The organism is Rhizobium viscosum, from assembly GCF_014873945.1.
In the GTDB taxonomy this organism is placed as follows: Bacteria; Pseudomonadota; Alphaproteobacteria; order Rhizobiales; family Rhizobiaceae; genus Rhizobium; species Rhizobium viscosum.
Genome location: NZ_JADBEC010000002.1, coordinates 732,566 through 752,856 on the forward strand (window position 1 = coordinate 732,566; position 20,291 = coordinate 752,856).

A 20,291-nucleotide genomic window follows, 5' to 3' on the forward strand; every position below is an offset into this window, starting at 1 on the left:
ATGGTCAAAGTGTCTTGAGATAGGAAAGCAGTTGCTCCTTCGCCTCCGGCGGCAGATCCGTGCCCCAGAGATGACCGCCATTGCCGTTGCCCGGAAGGCCCGTATCGTAGGGCGTGCCGTATTGCTCCCCCGCCTTATCCGGCATGCTCACGAAGCCGCCATTGTCGGCATCCACAAGATCGTAGCCGCGGTAGAATTGTCTCGGCCGTTCGGCCGGCGGAAGCAGCAGGGCCTGCAATGTCGGGACGCTGCCATTATGCAGGTAGGGACCGCGTAGCCAGAGGCCGCTAAGACCTGTGGCGACATAACCGTCGGTCTTCTGGAAGTTGGTAAAACCCCATGCATAGCGCGGCTCGTAAGCCGCATAGCGGTCGCGGGCCGCGGGGGTCCACATATCCAGGCGATGGCGGTCGGTGCCGAGCTCGACGATCGGGATCGGCGTCCGGTAGCGGGCGCCGTTGGCATCATGGCAGACGGCGCATTGCGCGGTGTAGATCGCACGGCCGGCGTCGACTGCCGCCGCATCGACATGATACGGATCGCCTGCCGGCTTGAGTGGAGAAAACGGTGACGGCGGCGGCCCCTGCAGGCGGATGAAATCCATAATGCGGCGAAGACCCTCTTCGCTTCCCCCATAGGATTTGTAGGTCATGCCGTCGCCGATCGCGCCCGAGACTACCGTCTCGTAGAGATCGGTCTGCAATCCGTCCCAATGGAGCGAGAAACGGCGCGTATTGGTGGCGGCGAGATCGGCAAGCGACCACAGCGGCATCATATCGGAATTGCCGATCGTGTGGTCATCGGCAAGTTGGAGGTTCTGGAACTTGACCGGATTGAAAGGATCGATCCGGCCCGGCCCCCAGTCCGGCCGATCCTTCATCCAGGCAAACTGCCGGCCCTGTTCCTGGAGGGCTGCCCGGGTCGCCGGCACCAGCACGAAGCGATAGAGCGCCCGTTCCCAGACCGGCATGTCGTAGATCCTGCCGATTTCCGTCATCACCCGGTCGGCGGTAAACCGCGGATCGGCGCCGACATCGATCAGGAAGCGGATATAGGCCTGGGGATTGACCCTCGTTCCTGGGCCTGCCTCGACCAGCCGCGCCGGCTCGTCGGCACGGAGCCGGTAGCTGCCCTGGTGGCAGAAGGCGCAGTTCGGCGCAACACGCTCTATGACGCCGAGCGTCTTGACTGATAAGCCGACCGGAACCTCGTCGCCGGCGCGCCAATAGAGGCCGAAGGCGCCATAACCGTCCGCGTTTGCCGGCAGATGTTCGGGAAAGAGCTGCGGCAGGACGCGCCAGATCCAGTAGGGAATTCCCTGCGCCTCTTCATTGCCGATCGAACCGTGATTGAAGACCTCAGCCAGATCGTTTGTCCTCGGCTGGGCGACCGGCCGGAAGAGCAGGAAGAACAGCGCAAAAGCGCTGATGACGAGCAGGACCAGAACGGCAAAAAGCCATTTCCAGAAGACGCGCCTCATGCCTGTCTCCCTTCGGAGATGTTCTGTTCGAGCCGCAGAATGCGCAGAAGACAGAAAAGTGTCGCAATGCCGACCGAACCGTCGAGGAAGACGCCGGCGAGATAGCCGACCGGCTGGTCGAAGACGAAGACGGCGAGAAAGAAGAAAACCGTGCCGAGCGTGCGGGAAGGGAAAACCGCGAGCCAGGCGAAGACGCGGTAACGATCAATATCGAGCGTCGCCGGAATGTAGAAGATCGACAGGATCCCGAGCAGCAGTCCGGCAAATCGCGGCCAGATCAGCTGGTTGACGGTGATGCCGAAGAGGCCGAGTATCCATTCCGGACAGAAGATAAGCGGCAGGACGAAGGCGAAATTCAAAAGGATGCCGATCCAGACGAGGACCGCATGCCGTGCCTTCCATTTGCTGAGCGATCGCGACTGGGTCATAGCGTCTTCATATATTCGACGAGGGCGTCTTTTGCCGCGGTCGGCAACTCCGTGCCGTAGCGATATCCTTCGTGACCGGCATTGCCATTGCCCGGTCGCGTCGTGTCATAGCGAAAGAGGTCACCGCCGGCCGACTGATCCGAGCGATAGCCCACTTTGGCGAGATCGAACTCGTCGCTGCCGCGGAACCAGACGGATGGCCGCTTGGCGCTCGGTTCGAGCAGATCGCGCAAGGTCGGCACCGAGCCGTTGTGCAGATAGGGCGAGCGCGCCCAGATGCCGTCGAGCGGGTGATTGGCATAACCGTCCGTCTTGTGGAAGCGGCTGAAGCGCCAGGGATATCCGGCATAGAGCAGGTTCTGCTCGGCGGCGAAATTTGCCGTGTAGGAGGTCCAGCGTCCTGCATCGGTGCCGATATCGGCGAGCGGAACGGTCTTGCCGAGGCGCGTGAAACGCTGCCTGTCGTAGCTGTAGTCGTTCGCATCCTTGAAGCCGTGGCAATCGGCGCAATAGTGCATGAACAGCATCTTGCCTTCTGCCGCCTTCGCCGGATCGATCTTGGCAGCGACGGGGAACGGCGGCGAAGGCAGATCCCACATCCAGTCCTCGATGCGCGCGATCGATGCCCGGTCGACCGTCACGGGCGTCACGCCGGCGCCGAGTGCGGCGCTCAGGTTTCGTTCGGCGACGGAATCATTGTTGCCATCCCAATGGAGGTTCATGCCCTCGCGCGGACGCTGGCGCCAGATGGCGGGATAGTCGGAAGAGCCGTTCAGCGCAGCACCACTGATATGGGCCTCGTCCATGGGAAAGTTGAACTGCAGCGCCTTGTAGGGATTGAATGTGTCCACGCGGCCCGGCCCCCAATCCTCCTGCCGCTTGACGAAATCGAGCTGGGTGCCGAGGTCGAGGAAGGCGCTCTTGACCCTGGGAAAGACCACGTAGCGATAGATCAGCCGCTCGAAGACATTGAGGTCGCCGCCTACCTTGGGGCTATCGATCGTCGCAATCAGCGTGTTGGCCGTGAAGCCGGGATCGCGTCCGACGTCGATGAAGAAACGGATGAATTCCTGCAGGCGCAGATTGTTGGACGGCGCGCCGGCAATGAGGTGGCGGACCGGATCGCCGGAAAGACGATAGGTGCCGACATGGCAGACGGAACAATTGAGCCAGACCCGCTCGACGCCTGAGACCACACGGCGCGACACCCCGATCGGAAGGTCGTCGCCCGGCTTTTCGTAGAGGAAGCCGAAGCGGGCCCAGCCCTCCGGCCCGAGCTTGTCGGCATACATGACCGGCAAGGCCTTGAAGACCCAGTAAGGCGGTCCCGTCGCCGTTTCACTGCCGATCGAGCCGTGCATGAAATGCTCGCTCTGGCTTTTGAAGGCGACAACATACTGGTTGACGAACACCAAGTAATAGACGAGCGCGAGCAACAGCATCACGACGACCGCCAGCCACCAGCGGCGATGGCGGGCGACGGCGATCTCGACAGGTGTCTTGCGGTCGTTGTCGCTGCTCATGGATCCCCTCCGAATGCGCGAGCAATGGCACGTCTCAATGGAAGGTCGGCGGCTCGAAAACCGACATGACCTGCTTGATCATCTTGTCGTAGCGATCCTCGAAGCTCGCTCCGTCAAACCGGCTGAGATCGTAACAGCCGAGCGGGTTTTCGAGATCGTTGAGCAGACACTTGTTGCAGTAGGTGCATTCCTTCTCCGGGCCATTGGCCTCGGCGAGGATCTTCGGCAGATCGTTGTTGGCGACCAGCGGGCGGGCCATGGTGACGCCGTCGCAGGCTTTCGAGCGGATGGCCTCGGCGATCCTGTCGGCATGCTGGAACCCGCCGGTACAGAGCACCTTGATAGCAGGATCGATCTTGCCAATCGCTTCGGAAACCGCGCGCGCATAATCGAGATTGATGCCCTCGATGACCTTGCCCCTGCGCCAGCGCCAGAGCGCCTGGAAGGCACGCCCCAGCAGGGGATTGGAAAAGATCGCATAATTCATCGGCGCCCGCGTGCCTTGCGAGAGCATGCCGTCGTACCAGCGATGCAGGTCGTTCAGCGGCAGGTCGCCGGCCGGATTGCGCGGATGCGGAAATGTCGAGCCGCTCGAAATATGGAAGGAGTCGACGCCCTTGCCGCCGTCGAGCAGCATCGTGCAGATCTTGACGGTCTCGTCGAGCGTGTTGCCCTTCTTGATCCAGGGATAGAGCCAGTCATTGTGGTCAACACCGTTGATCTTCATCTGCAGGTGAAAGTCCTGGCCGACCTCGCGCCGGATCGCCCTGACTATCTCGAGCACGAAACGCGCCCTGCCCTCCCAGCCGCCGCCATATTCATCCGTCCGGTCGTTGATGCCGGAACTCAGGAACTGCGTCAGCAGATAGCCGTTGGCGCCGTGAAGCTCGACACCGTCGAGCCCCGCCTCCCGTGCGCGCCGCGCCCCTTGCGCGAACTGCTCCACCACTTCCGCGATTTCGGGCTTCGTCATCGCCTGGGCGAGCAGCCCGTGGAAGTAGTCGCTCTTATCGGTCGAACTCAGGCCCTTGTTGAACAGGTTCTCGACGCCGCCCATGTCCTGCTGGCGGCCGGAATGGCTGAGCTGCATGATGAACCGACAGTCATGGCCATGGACGCGGCGGCCGACTTCCCGCCAGAAGGGGATCTTATCGTCGTCGTCGATCATCGCGTAACGCACGAGGATGCGGCCACGCACGGAGACCGGCGTAAAGGAGGAAATGATGCAGCCGATCCCGCCGCGTGCGAACTTCTCCTCCCAGTTCAGCCGGGCATTCCCGCCGTGACCGTTATAGTCGTCGAACTGACCGGATATATTGGATCGGAAAAGACGGTTCTTCACCGTCAGCGATCGAAACTTCAGCTCATCGAAAATGAGCGCCGCATTGTCGGCGTGGATGTATTGACTGTCTGGATGCATGAAGGCCTATCCGGATGACGTGCCGAGGCAACGGAAGAGGAAGTAAAAGCCGATATGCAATGCTAAAGTTATAACTTTCTAGTGTATTGAAAGCTAATGCAATTTAATGTGGTTTGCAAACGAATTTCGGGAACATGCACAGCTTTACGCGGCAAGTCGCATGCAACTATCAGCGTACGAACCCGCCGATGTTCGTACTCATCTTATTGGTCGTACCGGTGATGATCAGCAGGCGGCGCACCGCCGCAAGGGTTCCAGCAATTTATAGGTGCATCCAAGCGGTCAATCGCCGATCCCCTCGAGGATAGAATTGCAACGATCCGCCGGTCGCTTCATCGGCGCAGCCTCAGCGACGGCAGGACGCTTCAGGCCTCGACGTCGTCCGCATGAACGACAGTCGCGGCGCCGACAGGCGGTTTTGTGATGGAACTGCCGGTCTTGGCTCGAAAGAGATGAAGGCGCGCAGACCGTACCGCAAGCTGCAGGACTGCGCGATCCTTGATCGCGACATGATCAGGAAGGTGGACGATCGTTGCAGTCCCGCTGCCCTCCACCATGCCATACACATAGGTATCCGTGCCGATGCTCTCGGCGTAGTCGACTTCGAAGCGGATCGGATAACCGTCGGCGCCATCGCCCTTGGCGAGTTCGAAATGGCTCGGCCGGACGCCGAGGATCACAGCTTCTCCGATGCTCGCCTCTCCCTGCTGCGCCGGAATGTCCAGGCGGCCGAAACCCGGCACGTCGACGATAACATGATCCGGACCGGCCCCGGCAAGCACTCCATCGAAGAAGTTCATCTGCGGCGAGCCGATGAAACCCGCGACAAACTTGTTGGCGGGGGCTTCGAACAGTTCCAACGGAGTACCGACCTGCTCGACATGTCCGGCATTGAGGACGACGATACGGTCCGCCATCGTCATGGCCTCGACCTGATCATGCGTCACATAGATCATGGTGGCGCCGAGCCGCTTGTGGAGCCGGCTGATCTCGCCGCGTGTCTGGACGCGAAGTGCAGCATCCAGATTGGACAGCGGTTCATCGAACAGGAAGAGCTTGGGGTTCCTGACAATCGCACGCCCGATCGCCACGCGCTGCCGCTGCCCCCCAGAGAGCTGTTTCGGGCGTCGATCGAGGAGAGGCTCAATGGCGAGCATTCTTGCCGCCTCGGTCACGCGCCGATCGATTTCGGCCCGGCTCATCGTGAGGTTTTCGAGGCCGAAAGACAGATTCTTGGCAACGGTCATATGGGGATACAACGCATAGGATTGGAAAACCATCGCGATCCCACGATCCCCCGGAGGCGATGCCGTCACATCATCGTCGCCGATGATGATCTTTCCCCCGCTTACACTTTCCAGGCCGGCGATCAGGCGAAGCAATGTGGACTTGCCGCACCCTGATGGGCCGACCAACACGACGAATTCGCCCTCGCCCACATCGAGATCGACACCATGGAGAATCGAATGATGGCCGAAGCTCTTCCTGATATCGTTCAACTTCAGACCGGCCATGAATCCATTCCTTTGACGTTCCTTCCGAAGGCAGCCACGGGCACACGAGGCAGTCGGATGTCCTCCCTCATATTTCGCGCAGTCTGCGTGGAAGTAATTAGTTCGTCAAGATGACGAACGTAATTTTCTGTTTTGGCGATCGTCAGTTTCCTCCGCCTGCAGGCAGGATTTTCAATAAATCCATCCCATGACGGCGCGTGCCGGCGCGGTTTCCAGCGGTCATTCTTCTCGGCTATCTGGCCTTTACGATATCACCTTCATCGGTGGCGAGATCGTCATTGCGCCTCGCCACTCCGGTGCCGCGAGCGTCGCGTGATGGACTATGTGACAATCAAAGCGGCGGTGGCGGCAAGCGCCGCTGTTCCGGCAGAGTCTGGGGAGAGAAAAGCAGGTTGTGAACGTGGTTCAGCCCAATTGCGAGGGCCCCTACCAGCGTTGCCCGACCGCCAAGAACACTTGCCTTGACATCGATGGCACGGCGGCTCGCTTTCACGATACCTCGCCGAACGCCCTCGGCAATCAGGGGGTGGCGACCGATACTGCCGCCGAGAACGACGACCTTCGGATCAACGATCGCATTCACGGAGACGACAAGCAGCGCGGCAATGTCCGACACTTTCCCGATCACTTCGACCGCGATCGGGTCTTTCTCTTCGGCGAGTGCCAGGATGTCCCGGACCGAGGTATCCTTCACGCCTCCCGAACGCTCGTAAAGCTCACTAATTCCCCGGGCCGCTATCGCGCATTCCAGCGCGCCCCTTTCAAGACTGTCTTTCGTATAGGGATCGGCGCCAAACGGCATGTAGGAAATCTCGCCTCCCGCTCCGTTTGCGCCGCGCATCAGCTTACCGTCCTGAAGCACACCAAGCCCGATGCCGGTCCCGAGCGAAATGAAGGCCACGGTATCGATAGCGGTCGCGCATCCCTGCCAGGACTCACCGATTACGGCTGCGTTGACGTCGTTTTCCAGGACAACGGGACAGCCAAGCCTTTGGCTGAGCGTCCTGCCGATATCGATATCGGCGATATCGGCGAGATTCGGCGCCATCGAGAGCGCACCCGTCGCAGGATCGACGACCCCCGGTGTTGCTATCGCCGCCACGAGCACGAACTCCCTGGCGATGCTCATCTTTGCAAGCATCTCCGACAGCATCGCCTCGACCTGGTCGATCAGATGATAGCCGCCGCGACGGTCGGATGGATACTCGATTTCGCCGACAACACTCCCGACGATATTGCCCAGCACGATGCGCGTCGTCGTTGCACCCATGTCGATACCGACAGCATAGCCGGCATCCCCGTTGACCTCATAGGTGATGGCCGTGCGGCCGATACGCCCGCTCGTGACGCCCTTTTCTCGAACCCACCCAGCTTCCTCCAGCGCCCTGATGACCTCGGACATCGTCTGCTTTGAAAGGCCGGTGATCTTTGAAAGCTCGGCTCGCGAGGTGGGGCCGGCATGGAGCAGCACGTCCATGACTGCGCGCACGGAGATCTGTCGCAGCACGGGAGGCGCGTTTTCGGTCAATACCATCGTCTAGCTACCCCGCCAGATCCGTCTTCATCGTTGTATCGGTGTTCTGCTTTTTCCATGAAAGCCCGCCGATTTCAAACTGCTTGTTGACAGTCCGCGAGCGCGGCCATAATAAATTCGTCAACCTGCCGAACAAATATCGCAAAAGGACTGCAATTGTCAAATATTTCAACCATTGCGTCTGGCTTGCGACGGGCAAAAATCACCCGTCGCTCGGACGAAGCGGGCGGATCTGAAGGCATGGTCGCCGGTGTCGACCTCGGCGGTACGAAGGTCCTGGTGGGGCTTGCCGACTTGCAGGGGCGTATTCTGGCAAAGGCCGAAGAGCCGACCGAACACGGCGCTGGTGCCCCTGTATTGCGGCAAATTCCTCGGATGATTTTGTCCCTCGTACAGGACAATCGCGATCGAGGCCCATTGCGCAAGGCTGTTGTCGGTGTGCCGGGCGCGGTATCGCCACTGACGGGGCTTGCTTCGCTCTCCCCTCACCTGGCCATCCCGGCCGACCAGCCGCTCGCCACGTTGCTCGCACGTGCCCTTCCAGCCCCCGTCGTGGTTGAGAACGACGTGAACCTCGCGGCATTTGCCGAAGCCACACTTGGCAAAGGACAGGATCAGGACTCGCTTGCATTTATCGCCTTCGGAACCGGTGTCGGCATGGGGCTGGTTATCGGTGGAAAGCTCTTTCGCGGCCAGCACGGACGAGCAGGTGAACTGGGTTTTCTTCCGTTAGGTCCCAATCCTCATCAGACGGCGCTGCAGGCACGCGCCGGTCTCTTCGAGGATCAGGTTGATTCGCCTGCAGTGCGCAGCCTCTATGGCGATGGCACCCTGCCAGTCGCCGAAATATTCGCTCGCGCTGTGGCTGGAGACGAGCAAGCTGTCGCTGCCATCGAAACGCTCGCGAAATCGGCCTCGGTCGGCCTGGCCGCCGTGCAGGCTCTCTTCGATCCCACCCTCATCGTGCTGGGTGGGGGCATCGGCTCGCGCCGCGAGTTTGTCGATGCCGTCACGCGTCACATGTCGATGTTGCTGCCGTTTGAAACACGCATAGAGGCAACTGGGATCGGCCCTGAAGCCGGGATGCTGGGAGCTCTCATGCTCGGCCTGACCGACCTCGCGGCAATTGAGAATGCAGAAAAACAGGAAGCCGTCCGATGAGCGTCGCGCAATCAAAATCGCAAGTTCTGATACCGCTTGATGACGGACAGCTTCGTTCCACGACACCGGTGCTTCTGCCGTTCATGGCCCCGCGCCTGCAGGGCGATTGTCGGCCGGAAGGCAGGATCGAGCTTTCGCTATGGGGCGCCGGTAAGTTGGTCAATCTGACGTTCACCGGCTGGAGCGCCCCTTTCACCTATGCGCCGAACCGCGTGGAAGCGCATGGCGGAGGGCTTTACGTGGCGCAGTCGGCACCGGCGCTCTTCTTGAAGGGTGCAAAGCTGCGGACCTTCATCCCTGCCCGGCGCTGCGCATGGTGGGGTACGACTGCGAAGCGCGAACCCATCGAACGGCAAGAGGGACGCCGCATTGCCCGCACCGGCTGGGGCGTCGCCATCGCAGAGCAAAGGCCGGACGGCGTTTTCGTGACCGCCGGCGCGACGATCGAAGAAGCACTTGCAGCACTCGATCTCGACCAGGCGAAAGTGATTGCCGAGGCCAATGCCTACGTCACGCGTTGCGATGCGATGTCGGAGGCGCCTGCCCTGATGCGCAGCATGATCTCGCAAAGCCTGCACGCCGCTCTTTCCAGCATAAGGCGAGACGAGCACGGCGCCTTTGCCGGCCTCGCCGCCGGACAGGCCTACAGCGCGCCGGCCCGCACCTATTACCGGGACGGCTATTGGACACTTCAGGCTCTCCTGGATCGGGAACCGGAAGCCGTCCGCGCCCAGATCGATCTTCTTGCACGAGGCGTGCAGGACAGCGGCGAAGCGCCGAGCGGCGTCATCCTGACAGGACGAGGACAGGCCGAGGAATGGGAAAAGGTGCGCCTCACAGATCCACGGATCAAGGAAGAGCACCTTCGACCCGGCGACTGGTGGAGCGATCATTTCGACAGCCCGCTCTTTTTCATTCTGACGATCGGCGACTATATCAATGCGACCGGCGATAGCTCGCCGCTTTCCCTCTACTGGGATAAGGTGGTGGCGATCTTCAATCGTTACTGCAGCTTCGACGAGACTGGAACAGGTTTGCCGATCAAGCCGCGGCACGACCGCGATTGGGCCGACAATGTCTATCGCCACGGTTATGTGGCCTATGATCTCGGCCTGTGGATCGGCGCCCTCGACGTCATCGCAAAGCACGGCGCCGCGCTCGACAAAGCCTTTGCGTCGAAGGCGGCAGCGGTGGCGCAAAAGGCGCGTGCCTCGCTGGACGAGGCGCTTCTGCAACCGGGCGGCACTTACGCGGACTACGGGACAAAGGCAGATTTCGTCGAAGACCATCTGACGCTCGACAGCCTGACGCTGCTTCGCTTCAAGGCGGTTTCTCCCGAGCGAGCAAAAGGCGTTCTCGCCAAGGTCCAGGAGATCCTGGAAAGTCGCAACAATGGCGAGCAGCCTTACGGAGACTGGGGCGTGCTTTGCGCCTATCCGCCGTTCAAGCGCCCCAAGGATACGCGCGAGAAATCCTATTTCGCCTATCGCTACCACAATGGCTCGGACTGGCCCTATCTTTCGGGGCTCTATGCCGAGCAACGGCTTGCCTACGGCCTGGACGGCGCGGATTACCCGCTCCTGCGCTGGTGGAAGACCTGCCTCGAAGAGGGCTGGATGGGAGCGGTCGAATATTTCTCGCCACCCTGGGGGCGCGGTTCGCTGCTTCAGGGATGGAGCAGCATGCCGGCTGCCGCGGCGCTCGCCTACAAGGATAAGCTGCCGGCCGCGATCCGCTAGAGGTTTGCGACCGGTCGCCACCAAGGCGGCCTTCTTTCTGAAAGAACAAATGCCAAAGGGCCGCCCAAAAGGCGGCCCTTTAACTAGGTGATACGGCAGCCCTATTCCTTCGTTGCGCCCGCCATCAGGCCGCTCATCAACATGCGCTGCAGGGCTGTAAACATGACGAGCACGGGCAGCACCGAAAGCACCGACATCGACAGCAGCCTGGGCCAGTTGATACCGAAGCGCCCGACCGTATTGGCAAGCGCGACCTGGACTGTCCACTTGTCCTGGTCGCTGATGATCAGGAACGGCCAAAGATAATCGTTCCAGCGCCAGACGAGATTGAAGGCGAGCAGAGTGCCGATCGCAGGTATGGCGAGCGGAACAATGATCCGCCACAGGATCCGCCATTCCGGAGTACCGTCGAGACGTGCCGCCTCGAGAAGGCTGTCAGGAATGTTGGTGATGTATTGGCGCATGAGGAAGACCCCGGTCGGGGTTGCCGCCGGCGCAATGATGATGCCTGCGAGCGTATCGAGAAGATTGAGATCCCGCAGCACCAGAAAGACCGGGATCATGATGATCTGCAACGGCACCATCAACGACGACATGATGAGCAGGAAGAAAAGCGTGTCTCCCTTAAACCGAAATTTCGCGAGCGCGTAGCCAGCCATGACGCTGATGGTGACGGACAGCAGCGCCGAGAGCACCGAGACAATGGCCGAATTACGGAAGAAGATGAGGAACTTCGCGCGCGACACCGTATCGATAAAGTTCTGCAAGGTCGGCTGCGCCGGCAAAATGGTCGGCGGCCACTGGAAGATCTCCTGTTGTGATTTCAACGAAGACAGGAAGAGCCAGACCGGCGGCATCAGGAAGACGAACAGCGTCAGCACGACAAAGGCCAGTCGCCAGGGGGAGTAGATGCGTGTCATTTCTCGCTCCGCGATACGCGCAACTGGAAGATCGTGAGGAACAGCAGGATGATGAACAGCACCACGGACTGGGCGGCCGCAACGCCAGCCTGCATGGGCTTTTGGAACGCGGTGTCGTAGATCGTCTGGATGAGATAGACCGTCGCCTTGCCCGGACCGCCGCCCGTCAGGGATACGACGAGTTCGTAGACCTTGAAGGCCTCGATAGAGGAGAGGACCAGAACGACGGCGAGCGTCGGCTTGAGGAGCGGCAAGGTGATATGGGTGAATTGCCGCCACTTGCTGGTGCCGTCGATCGAGGCTGCCTCGTAGTAATCAGTGGAAATCGCGGTCAGGCCTGCAATGAAGATCATCATATTGAAGCCTGCTTGCGCCCACACCCAGGCGATGACGACGGCGATCTGGGCCATCGTGTCCTGTTCGAGCCATGGGACCGGGGCAAAGCCGATCAGTGAGAGCAGGTAGTTCACAAGGCCGTTGTTGAGGCCGAACAGCCATCGCCAGGCGACGCCGATAATCAGCAGGCTGATCATCGACGGAAAGAAGACGATCGTGCGGACGAAGGCAAACAGCCTGGTCTGCGGTGCCAGCAGCAGAGCCAGCGCCAGCGAGACGACAATGTTCAACGGAACTGCGATAATCACGAAAAGAACGGTCTTGAGCAATGAAACCTGAAAATCCACATTGCTCAGAAGCCCGATAAAGTTATCCAGGCCGACATATTGCGGCAGCGTGTTAGGCACCTGCGGAACGACAACTACACCCCGCTTGAAAAAGGCCATGAAGAGGCCCTGGACCAGCGGATAGAGGGTGAAGGTAAGGAGGAGCGCCATTGTCGGCGCCATGAGCAGGTAGGGCCATCCGAGGCTTGCCAGGCTGCCGCGCAGACCTTTCGGCACCGGGTGGGGACCCAGTGCCGAACGGCTGTCTTCCAGTATGCCCGTCGTCACTTGCTGGCCTCAAGCGAGGCATCGGCTGCCTTCTTGATCTGCGAAATGGCTTCGGCAGAGGTGATCTGACCGGCAACAGCCTGCGTAACAGCTGTCTTCACGGTCCCCCAGACGGCCTGCATCTGCGGCCAGGCCTGGTCGGTCGCAGCGTAGGCAGGGCTGGCGTTCAACTCGCCCTGCATCGCCGTAATCGCTTCGGTCGCGGCCGGATTGTCGTACTTGACGGCTGCTGCCTTCAGGTTGGCCGGGATCATGCCGAAGGTCTTGGCATATTGTCCCTGGATCTCCGGCGAGGTGATCCATTTGATGAAATCGATCGCTTCGGGAAGATGCTGGCTGGTGTTGAAGGCCACAAGATAGTCGCCTCCATAGATCGACGAGGCGACGGTGCCCCGCGGCGTCGGGCCAGCCTGCCACGCAAAATGCGCATTGTCGGCCAGTCCGGCGATCTGCCAGCTTCCCGACATATAGGCTACGGCCTGACCGGCCGTGAAGATTTCCTTCGGATTGTCGGAGCTCGCGCCGGACCAGAGACCGGGTGGCATTGCAGCCTTCGTGATGTCGATGAACTTGTCGAGCGTGCTCGTCCACGCTGCCTCGTCCATGACGACCTTCACAGGTTCCTTTTCCGTGTAGATGTGATTTCCGTACTGATATTCATGAACGATCCAGCGGCTTGCCGAAACGTCCCAGACGAGCGGATAGCGGGTACCCGACTTTTCCGCGACTTCCTTGATCTTCGGAACGAATTCATCCCAGGTCCAACCAGCCGTGCGATCCGGGATCGCAACGCCGGCCTTCTTGAAGGCGTCGACGTTCAGGAAGATGCCCGTCGAGGTTACGCGCAATGGCGCGGCGATGACCTTGTCGTCGAGCTTGGCGCCATCACCCCAGCCCTTGACGAAGTCATTGATCCATTCAGGGCCGATCTCCTTTTTGAGGTCGACGAGGAATGGACGGATGACCGGCTCCATCGACGAGGTGAGCGACAGATCCGGCATGATGCCGGAGGCCGCATATTGCTGGAATTTCTGGACCATCCCATCATAAGGGGTGATCTCAAGGTCGAAGGTCGTGTCTGGGTGCAGTTTCGTGTACTGATCGAGCAAGGCGCGTGTGTTCGTCTCTTCCTGGTCGTTGTCGACATACCAGACGATCTTCAGTTCGGATGCTGCCGCAAGTGAAATCGTCATCGCCAAGGCGCTTGCCGTCATAATCAATGTCTTGAGCGGTTTCATAGGGTTCCCCTTCTTTGCTCCTCAAACTCTGGTAACGACCGGCCTCCAAATCTCCCTTGGGCCAACCGTTTGTTCGTAACCATGACGAATTAAATACGAGTTTTCAGCGGTGTCAACACAAACAACATTGACCGGATGAATTAGTTCGTCCTGTTGACGAATAAAATGACCTAGCTTAATCATCCCGAAAGCAAGAGGATACCCAATGGATATTTCAATCGAGCCTGATGGCGCTGACTTGCAGCAATCTATCGACAGGCTGGCGCACGCTGGCGGAGGAACGCTTCTGCTGCAAGCAGGTCGGCACATTACAGGACCAATCCGCCTATTCAGCGGTGTGACGCTGTCAATCGGGCGAGGCGCCACGCTCGAGTTCGTCCCCGATTATGCGCTTTATGCTGGAAATTCGGTCAGCGTAATCGCTGAGGGATCCGATCGCGCCTATATCGTTGCGCAGGAGGCCCATCATGTCGCTATCGTCGGCGACGGCAAGATCCTTGCCTCGGGCGCCGCCTTCAACACCGGCTTTGACCAAACGGTCGGCACCTATACGCCGAGCGAAAAGCGCCCAAGGGTTCTGGTGTTCGAAGACTGCAGCAAGATCAGGCTGGAAGGCTTCGTCATCGAAGATTCGCCGATGTGGACGGTCCACCTCGTGCGCTGCCGTGATGTAGTCGTCGAGAGCATTACGGTGCTCAACAACCGACAACTCCCGAATACAGACGGGATCGTCATCGACAGCTGTGCAAAAGTCGCAGTGCGCCATGTCGTCATCAAAACGGCGGACGACGGCATTTGCCTCAAGACCAGCCGGAGCGAAAAGGGCATCGCACGCTGCGAGGAGATCAAGGTTTCGGACTGCCACGTCGAGAGCAACAGTTGTGCATTAAAGATCGGCACGGAGAGTTTTGGTGACATCCGCGACGTCGCCTTCACGCGCTGCAAGGTCGAAGACTCCAATCGTGCCCTCGGCATTTTCTCGCGTGATGGCGGAGCGATCGAAGACATCATCTTCTCGGACATAGAGATCGACTGCCATGAGACCCCCGATGGTTTCTGGGGCTCGGGTGAGCCACTCACAATTACCCAGCTCGATCGCCGGCCGGAGATGCCCGCTGGCGTCGTAAGCAACGTCCGCGTCGAGAATATCACGGGGAGCTGCCAGGGTCCGATCAATCTCTTTGCAGAGCGAAGCGGCGGGATTGCCGGAATGAGCCTCAGCAACATCAAGTTGACGATTGAGGAAGGCTTGCTGGGAACAGCCAGGCAATATGACCTGCGCCCCACAAGTGCCGATCTCTCCCCACCCAAGGACCATGAGGGTCGTGGCAATGCCTGGCTGCGGGGAGCGGACGGAAAAATTGTCGGCCTTGTCGATTATCCGGCGGGCATGCCGGCGCTCTTTGCGCACAATATCGCCGACCCCATGCTCGAGAACATTAAAATCCAGCGTCCGGAGCCTCTGCCAAACGGCTGGAACACTGAGACCCTGTGCATCGAGTGATAGGAAAAAGGCCCGTCATGCCACGAACAATCCGACGCGCGACGTGACGGATTCGTTTCGAGATCGTCCGTACAGCAACCATCCGTCTGAAGAAAGCTACGCCCTACGCCGGATTATGGTGGCACCGAAGCCTGGGGACTTCCGCAAGGGGGCGGCAGCTTGATTGTCGCCTATGGGATTTCTCAGGTTTTCACCAAACTTAACTGTCGGCCTACGTCCGGCCTCCTAAAATCCGGGAGACGCCGAGCCCCAAGCCCATGTGAAATACATACTCGCACGAAACCGCATCTCACGACGGAGGCAGGCAGTCGTCTTTAACGATGGAGGCCAGCATGCTCAACAAAGCCTTTGACGCCCAATGCTCTGCCGTAAAGGTGCACTGCACCGATCCGGCGCAACAGCGGAAAGCCGGTTTGACGCTTTTCGCGCTCGCCTTGGGAAGTTTCTGCATCGGCACATCAGAATTCGCAAGCATGGGGATCTTGCAGCTGTTTGCGGCAAGTCTGGGGATCGACTTGCCCGCGGCCACGAATGCGATCACGGCATATGCGTTTGGTGTCGTCATCGGCGCGCCGCTTGTCACGCTAGCCGCCGCTCGCCTGAACCGACGAATGCTGCTTCTGTTGCTCATGACCCTCTTCGCGTGCGGAAACATCCTCTCAGCTTTGGCGACAGACCTCAGGATGTTTGCGGTGGCTCGTTTCATCAGCGGCGTGCCTCAAGGAGCCTATTTTGGCGCAGGAGCGGTGGTTGCGTCCTACATTGTCGGGCCTGGACACGGAGGTAAGGCATTTGCGCTCGTCATGAGCGGTCTGACGGTCGCCACGATCGTCGGATCGCCCCTCGCCACTTTCCTCGGCCAGAATCTCGGATGGCGTAACACCTACCTCGCCGTCGCGTCTCTCGGCGTCTTGTCAACGCTGACGCTGTGGTTCTGGGTCCCAAAGACGAGCTCCTTGGATGGCGGCTCCGTTGCCCGGGAGCTCGCTTCTCTCGGCAGATCGTCAGTCTGGCTGATGATGATGGTAGCCGCGCTTGGCGTAGCGAGCATCTTTGCCGTCTACACTTTCATCGGTGTTTTCGTGACCGACGTCGTTGCCATAGGCCCGGAATGGATTCCCGTTGCCCTTGCCCTGTTCGGCATCGGCATGACGGTGGGCAACCTGGTCGGCGGCAGAATTGCCGACGTGCACCCGGCGCGCGGCATTGTGATCGGCTTTGGAAGCGCCATCATCGTGCTCGCGATCTTGGCCAGCTTCGGCTCGAACATCCCCACGCTCTTCGTCGGGCTTTTCTGCGTTGGAGCAACAATGATGACCGCGATACCGACAATCCAGGTCCGCCTCACAAGACTTGCCCCGGAAGCGCCGACCTTGATGGGGGCGATGAACCTGGCCGCGCTCAATGTTGCGAACGCCATCGGCGCTTGGGCGGGTGGGCTGGCCATCGGCAGCGGCTTCGGCCTACTGTCGGCAGTATGGGCCGGGTTCTGCCTTACCCTGCTGGGCTTAGCAGTATTCGCGCTGATCGTGCGAGGTAGCCCGCAGGCAGCATTAGCGCATTGATGCGACCAAACTCCGTAAGATACCTTGACCTCTGCGCCGGTCGGGCATCGATCCAATTTTCAAGGCAGGTCGGCCGACGTATTGATCGCCAGCCGACCTTGGATTAGCCGCAACCATCCGTCGCTCAAAGCGGGAAACTCGACTGCCAGCTTGGCATTGCTTCGAATTGTGGTGAATCGAGCGGCTCTACCCAGCGAAGACGGCACTTCATGAACATTTCGAGTTGCGGCTCGATGAGGTCAGGCCGATCCAGGCCATGAAGAACGGGGGCACGACAGGAGGTTTCAATCAAAATGGGCCGCTCAGCCGCGGCCCATCCTGGCACCGGTAGATCTCGGTATGGTGTGCTCGGCATCGGCAGGCCGATCAGTGCGCGACAAGGACCATCTTCTGGTTTACCAGCTCTTTGATGCCGGCGCCTGCGAGCTCGCGACCATAGCCAGATCTCTTCACCCCACCGAACGGAAGTTCCGGGCCGGTAAAGGAGGATGTATTGATCCAGACGGACCCGGTCTCGACCTGCGAAGCGAGGGACTTGGCGCGCTCGACGTCAGCGGTGAAGATCGCCCCCGAAAGCCCGAAGTTCGAGTCGTTCGCGATTCTGACGACGTCGTTATCGTTCTTGATGACATGCACCTGCGCCACGGGACCGAAGAATTCCTCGAAGTAGGCGGGATTATCCCGGGACACATTGGCGAGGATAGTCGGCTTGTAGTAGGCACCCGGCCCTTCTATCACGGCGCCACCAACCAGAACGTTAGCTCCGGCCTTGACGGCGCGATCGACCTGCCCCGCGATATCGTCGCGGGCTCCGATGGACGACATCGGTCCCAGACCGACGGTTTCATCCATCGGGTCGCCGATTTTGATGTTCGTGAAGTTCTCGACGAGCTTGCGAACGAATTCATCGGCAACCTTCTCGTGGATAAGGAAGCGTTTCGCACCATTGCAGACCTGCCCGCACCCACGTAGCCTGGCTTCGACCCCGGCGGCAACTGCCTTGTCGACGTCCGCATCGTCGAGGACGACGAAGACGTCGCTTCCGCCCAGTTCCATCACCGACTTCTTGAGGTTCTTGCCCGCGTTGGCAGCTACGATGCTACCCGCACCCTCGGAGCCGGTGAGAGCCACCCCCTGGACGCGATCGTCAGCGATCAGCTTCGAGATCTGGTCGCCCGTTGCGAAGATATTCGTCCAAGCGCCCTCCGGTGCACCCGCGTCTGCAAACAGTTCTTCGAAGGCGACGGCAGCCTGTGGAACCATGCTGGCATGTTTGGCGAGAACTGGATTGCCGATCGCAAGGTTCGGCCCGGCCACGCGGATCAGCTGGTAGAAAGGGAAATTCCAGGGTTCGACGGCGACGACGACGCCGATCGGATGATATTCCAGCCAGGCCTCGCCCTTCGATGTCTCCACCTTCTCGCGGGCGAGAAATGTCTCGGCGTTGTCGGCATAGTACCGGGCGATATCGGCTGTGATCCGCACCTCGGTGCGCGCTTCGTTGATACGCTTGCCCATTTCCAGAGTAAGAATGCGTGCCAGGTCGCCCACGCGCTCGTTCACGAGTTCGGCAAAGCGCCGCAGGACCCTGAGCCGCGGCGCTCTGTCACCCTTGCACCAAGGCGATTTGTAGAGGGAATGCGCCAGGGTGAGCGCCTTTTCGATTTCCCCCTCGCTGTGGTTGTCGAATGTCTTGAGGACCTTGCCGGTCGCCGGATTTACACTTTGATATGCCATGTCATGCTCTCCTTTCGATGTCGGTCGAAACGACTTTTCTTGAGGTTTTGGATGCGCGCGCTCGTGCAGCGCCATGGCCCGAGCCGGGTCGGGATCGGTTGAGGTTGCGGCGTGGCCGATTTGATCCGCGGTCAGAATTCCTGCGCCGTCGGACGCAGCACGATCTCGTTGATGTCCACGTCATCGGGCTGCTCGATTGCGAAGGTGATCGCCCTGGCAACGGAACTGGCGGAGATCGCGGACTTGTAGAATTCCATCACCGCTCCCTGCGACGTGCCGCTGGTCGTGTGTTTGAGATCGCTCTCGACGGCGCCAGGCTCGATCGAGGTCACCCTGATCTTGCCTCCGACCTCCTGGCGCAGGCCCTCGGAAATGGCCCTGACGGCGAACTTGGTGCCGGAATAGACCGTGCCACCCGGTGCGAAGACCTTGATCCCCGCGACAGAGCTGATGTTGATGATATGTCCTGTTTCCTGATTGATGAACATCGGGAGAACGGCGGCAATGCCATACAGGGTGCCCCTGAGGTTGACGTCGATCATCGCGTCCCATTCTTCGGTATCGACCTCCGCCATCGGACGGATGGGCATGAGTCCGGCATTGTTGATCAGGACATCCAATTTTCCAAAATCGGACGCCACCGTGTTCACGACAGACTTGAACTGGTCCTTGTTTGCTACATCCAGTTCATAGGCTTTCGCTTTGCCGCCGGAGGCGGAAATATTGGAAGCGACTTCGTCGAGTTTGCCTCGCCGGCGCGCGGCGATCGCGATCTTAGCTCCCTTTGAAGCGAGCATCCGGGCAGTCTCCGCGCCCAGGCCGGTACCTCCGCCTGTTATCAGCACGACTTTTCCTTCGATATTGGTCGTCATCTTCTTTGCTCCTTTCCTGAAATGGTGAACTGCGTGTCTGGCAGATCGGGATCCATGACTGACACGGCGGCTTGAGCGACAGCGATGTCCTGCTCGACCGATCCTGCGCTTGCTCCCACCGCACCGATCAGCCGCCCCTCACGGACGACAGGGAGGCCGCCGCCGAAGATGATGACGTTGCCGCCATTGCTCTGATGGATGCCGAAAAGCGGTTCACCGGGCTGGGCCAGTTTTGCCAGGTAGTCCGTGTTTTTGTCGAAGAGCCTCGTCGTGACGGCCTTCTTGATGGCCAGATCGATGCTGCCGATCAATGCGTCGTCCTGGCGAATAAAGGCGATCAAATGCCCTCCGGCGTCCACCACCGCGATACTGTATGCGATGGCAAACTCCGCCGCCTTTGCTTCCGCAGCCGATAACATCAGCTTGGCGTCATCCAGAGTGAGTGTGGAGATAAGCCTGGTCATCCCGCGTCCTCAGAAATTCCGATGGTGACGCAGCATTCGCGGAACTTTTCATACCAACGGAAATACGCCGCGGTGTTCGATCAATGCGCGTCCATCGCTTGGATTGGATGTAGGCTAACATCTTGTTTCGATGACGCACGCTAAACGCCGTCAATGCGCGTGAAATCTGGAATACGTTACTCTTGTTTGAATTAACAAGGCCGAGCGCACGCGATGGAAGATCTTCAGAACTCTCGATCACG

16 protein-coding genes are annotated in these 20,291 nt (G+C 59.9%); 4 read left to right on the top strand and 12 right to left on the bottom strand.

Going from position 1 to position 20,291, the window contains the following annotated elements:
• Positions 1-4 precede the first annotated feature (4 nt).
• The 6 genes from H4W29_RS24240 to H4W29_RS24265 all read right to left on the bottom strand — a co-directional run bounded on the left by H4W29_RS24240 (position 5) and on the right by H4W29_RS24265 (position 7,899).
• Positions 5-1,480 carry a c-type cytochrome gene (locus H4W29_RS24240; protein ID WP_192731399.1) on the bottom strand — a complete coding sequence of 492 codons (1,476 nt, stop codon included), beginning with the start codon at positions 1,478-1,480 and terminating at the stop codon, positions 5-7.
• Positions 1,477-1,908: a hypothetical protein gene (locus H4W29_RS24245; protein WP_192731400.1), complete on the bottom strand. Its 432-nt coding sequence runs from the start codon at positions 1,906-1,908 to the stop codon at positions 1,477-1,479. The genes H4W29_RS24240 and H4W29_RS24245 overlap by 4 nt, the downstream gene beginning before the upstream one ends.
• Positions 1,905-3,431 (bottom strand): c-type cytochrome, encoded by a 1,527-nt coding sequence (locus H4W29_RS24250; protein WP_192731401.1) that lies wholly within the window; start codon positions 3,429-3,431, stop codon positions 1,905-1,907. The genes H4W29_RS24245 and H4W29_RS24250 overlap by 4 nt, the downstream gene beginning before the upstream one ends.
• Before the next feature lie 34 nt (positions 3,432-3,465).
• Positions 3,466-4,851: an NADH:flavin oxidoreductase gene (locus H4W29_RS24255; RefSeq protein WP_192731402.1), complete on the bottom strand. Its 1,386-nt coding sequence runs from the start codon at positions 4,849-4,851 to the stop codon at positions 3,466-3,468.
• Between the two features lie 365 nt (positions 4,852-5,216).
• Positions 5,217-6,365 (bottom strand): ABC transporter ATP-binding protein, encoded by a 1,149-nt coding sequence (locus H4W29_RS24260; protein WP_192731403.1) that lies wholly within the window; start codon positions 6,363-6,365, stop codon positions 5,217-5,219.
• Between the two features lie 331 nt (positions 6,366-6,696).
• Positions 6,697-7,899 carry an ROK family transcriptional regulator gene (locus tag H4W29_RS24265; protein ID WP_192731404.1) on the bottom strand — a complete coding sequence of 401 codons (1,203 nt, stop codon included), beginning with the start codon at positions 7,897-7,899 and terminating at the stop codon, positions 6,697-6,699.
• A 240-nt stretch (positions 7,900-8,139) separates the two neighbouring features.
• Between H4W29_RS24265 and H4W29_RS24270 the strand changes: the two genes are divergently transcribed.
• Positions 8,140-9,060, top strand: coding sequence for an ROK family protein (locus H4W29_RS24270; protein ID WP_192731405.1), 921 nt, complete (start codon positions 8,140-8,142; stop codon positions 9,058-9,060).
• Entirely contained in the window at positions 9,057-10,799 is a 1,743-nt protein-coding gene (locus H4W29_RS24275) for a GH116 family glycosyl hydrolase (protein WP_192731406.1), read from the top strand. Before H4W29_RS24270 ends, H4W29_RS24275 begins: the two co-directional genes overlap by 4 nt.
• 101 nt (positions 10,800-10,900) lie before the next feature.
• Here H4W29_RS24275 and H4W29_RS24280 read toward each other — a convergent pair whose 3' ends face one another.
• Genes H4W29_RS24280 through H4W29_RS24290 form a run of 3 tightly spaced genes read right to left on the bottom strand, consistent with a single transcriptional unit; the run spans position 10,901 to position 13,907 of the window.
• Positions 10,901-11,719 (bottom strand): carbohydrate ABC transporter permease, encoded by an 819-nt coding sequence (locus H4W29_RS24280; protein ID WP_192731407.1) that lies wholly within the window; start codon positions 11,717-11,719, stop codon positions 10,901-10,903.
• Positions 11,716-12,669 carry a carbohydrate ABC transporter permease gene (locus tag H4W29_RS24285; protein ID WP_192731408.1) on the bottom strand — a complete coding sequence of 318 codons (954 nt, stop codon included), beginning with the start codon at positions 12,667-12,669 and terminating at the stop codon, positions 11,716-11,718. Before H4W29_RS24285 ends, H4W29_RS24280 begins: the two co-directional genes overlap by 4 nt.
• Positions 12,666-13,907 (bottom strand): ABC transporter substrate-binding protein, encoded by a 1,242-nt coding sequence (locus tag H4W29_RS24290; protein WP_192731409.1) that lies wholly within the window; start codon positions 13,905-13,907, stop codon positions 12,666-12,668. The genes H4W29_RS24285 and H4W29_RS24290 overlap by 4 nt, the downstream gene beginning before the upstream one ends.
• Before the next feature lie 205 nt (positions 13,908-14,112).
• Here H4W29_RS24290 and pglB point away from each other — a divergent pair, with 205 nt between their 5' ends.
• Together pglB and H4W29_RS24300 are read left to right on the top strand one after the other, a co-directional pair.
• Entirely contained in the window at positions 14,113-15,411 is a 1,299-nt protein-coding gene (pglB, locus tag H4W29_RS24295; protein ID WP_192731410.1) for a polygalacturonase PglB, read from the top strand.
• A gap of 332 nt (positions 15,412-15,743) precedes the next feature.
• Entirely contained in the window at positions 15,744-16,976 is a 1,233-nt protein-coding gene (locus tag H4W29_RS24300; RefSeq protein WP_192731411.1) for an MFS transporter, read from the top strand.
• 366 nt (positions 16,977-17,342) lie between these two features.
• On the opposite strand, the gene H4W29_RS24305 is transcribed toward H4W29_RS24300, so the two are convergent.
• The 3 genes from H4W29_RS24305 to H4W29_RS24315 form a co-directional block, all read right to left on the bottom strand.
• A complete protein-coding gene (locus tag H4W29_RS24305; protein WP_192731412.1) occupies positions 17,343-18,713 on the bottom strand; it encodes an NAD-dependent succinate-semialdehyde dehydrogenase in 1,371 nt (456 codons plus the stop codon).
• Between the two features lie 131 nt (positions 18,714-18,844).
• Positions 18,845-19,585, bottom strand: a complete 741-nt coding sequence (locus H4W29_RS24310) for an SDR family oxidoreductase (protein WP_192731413.1) — start codon at positions 19,583-19,585, stop codon at positions 18,845-18,847.
• Positions 19,582-20,049 carry a GlcG/HbpS family heme-binding protein gene (locus H4W29_RS24315; RefSeq protein WP_192731414.1) on the bottom strand — a complete coding sequence of 156 codons (468 nt, stop codon included), beginning with the start codon at positions 20,047-20,049 and terminating at the stop codon, positions 19,582-19,584. Before H4W29_RS24315 ends, H4W29_RS24310 begins: the two co-directional genes overlap by 4 nt.
• Positions 20,050-20,291 lie beyond the last annotated feature (242 nt).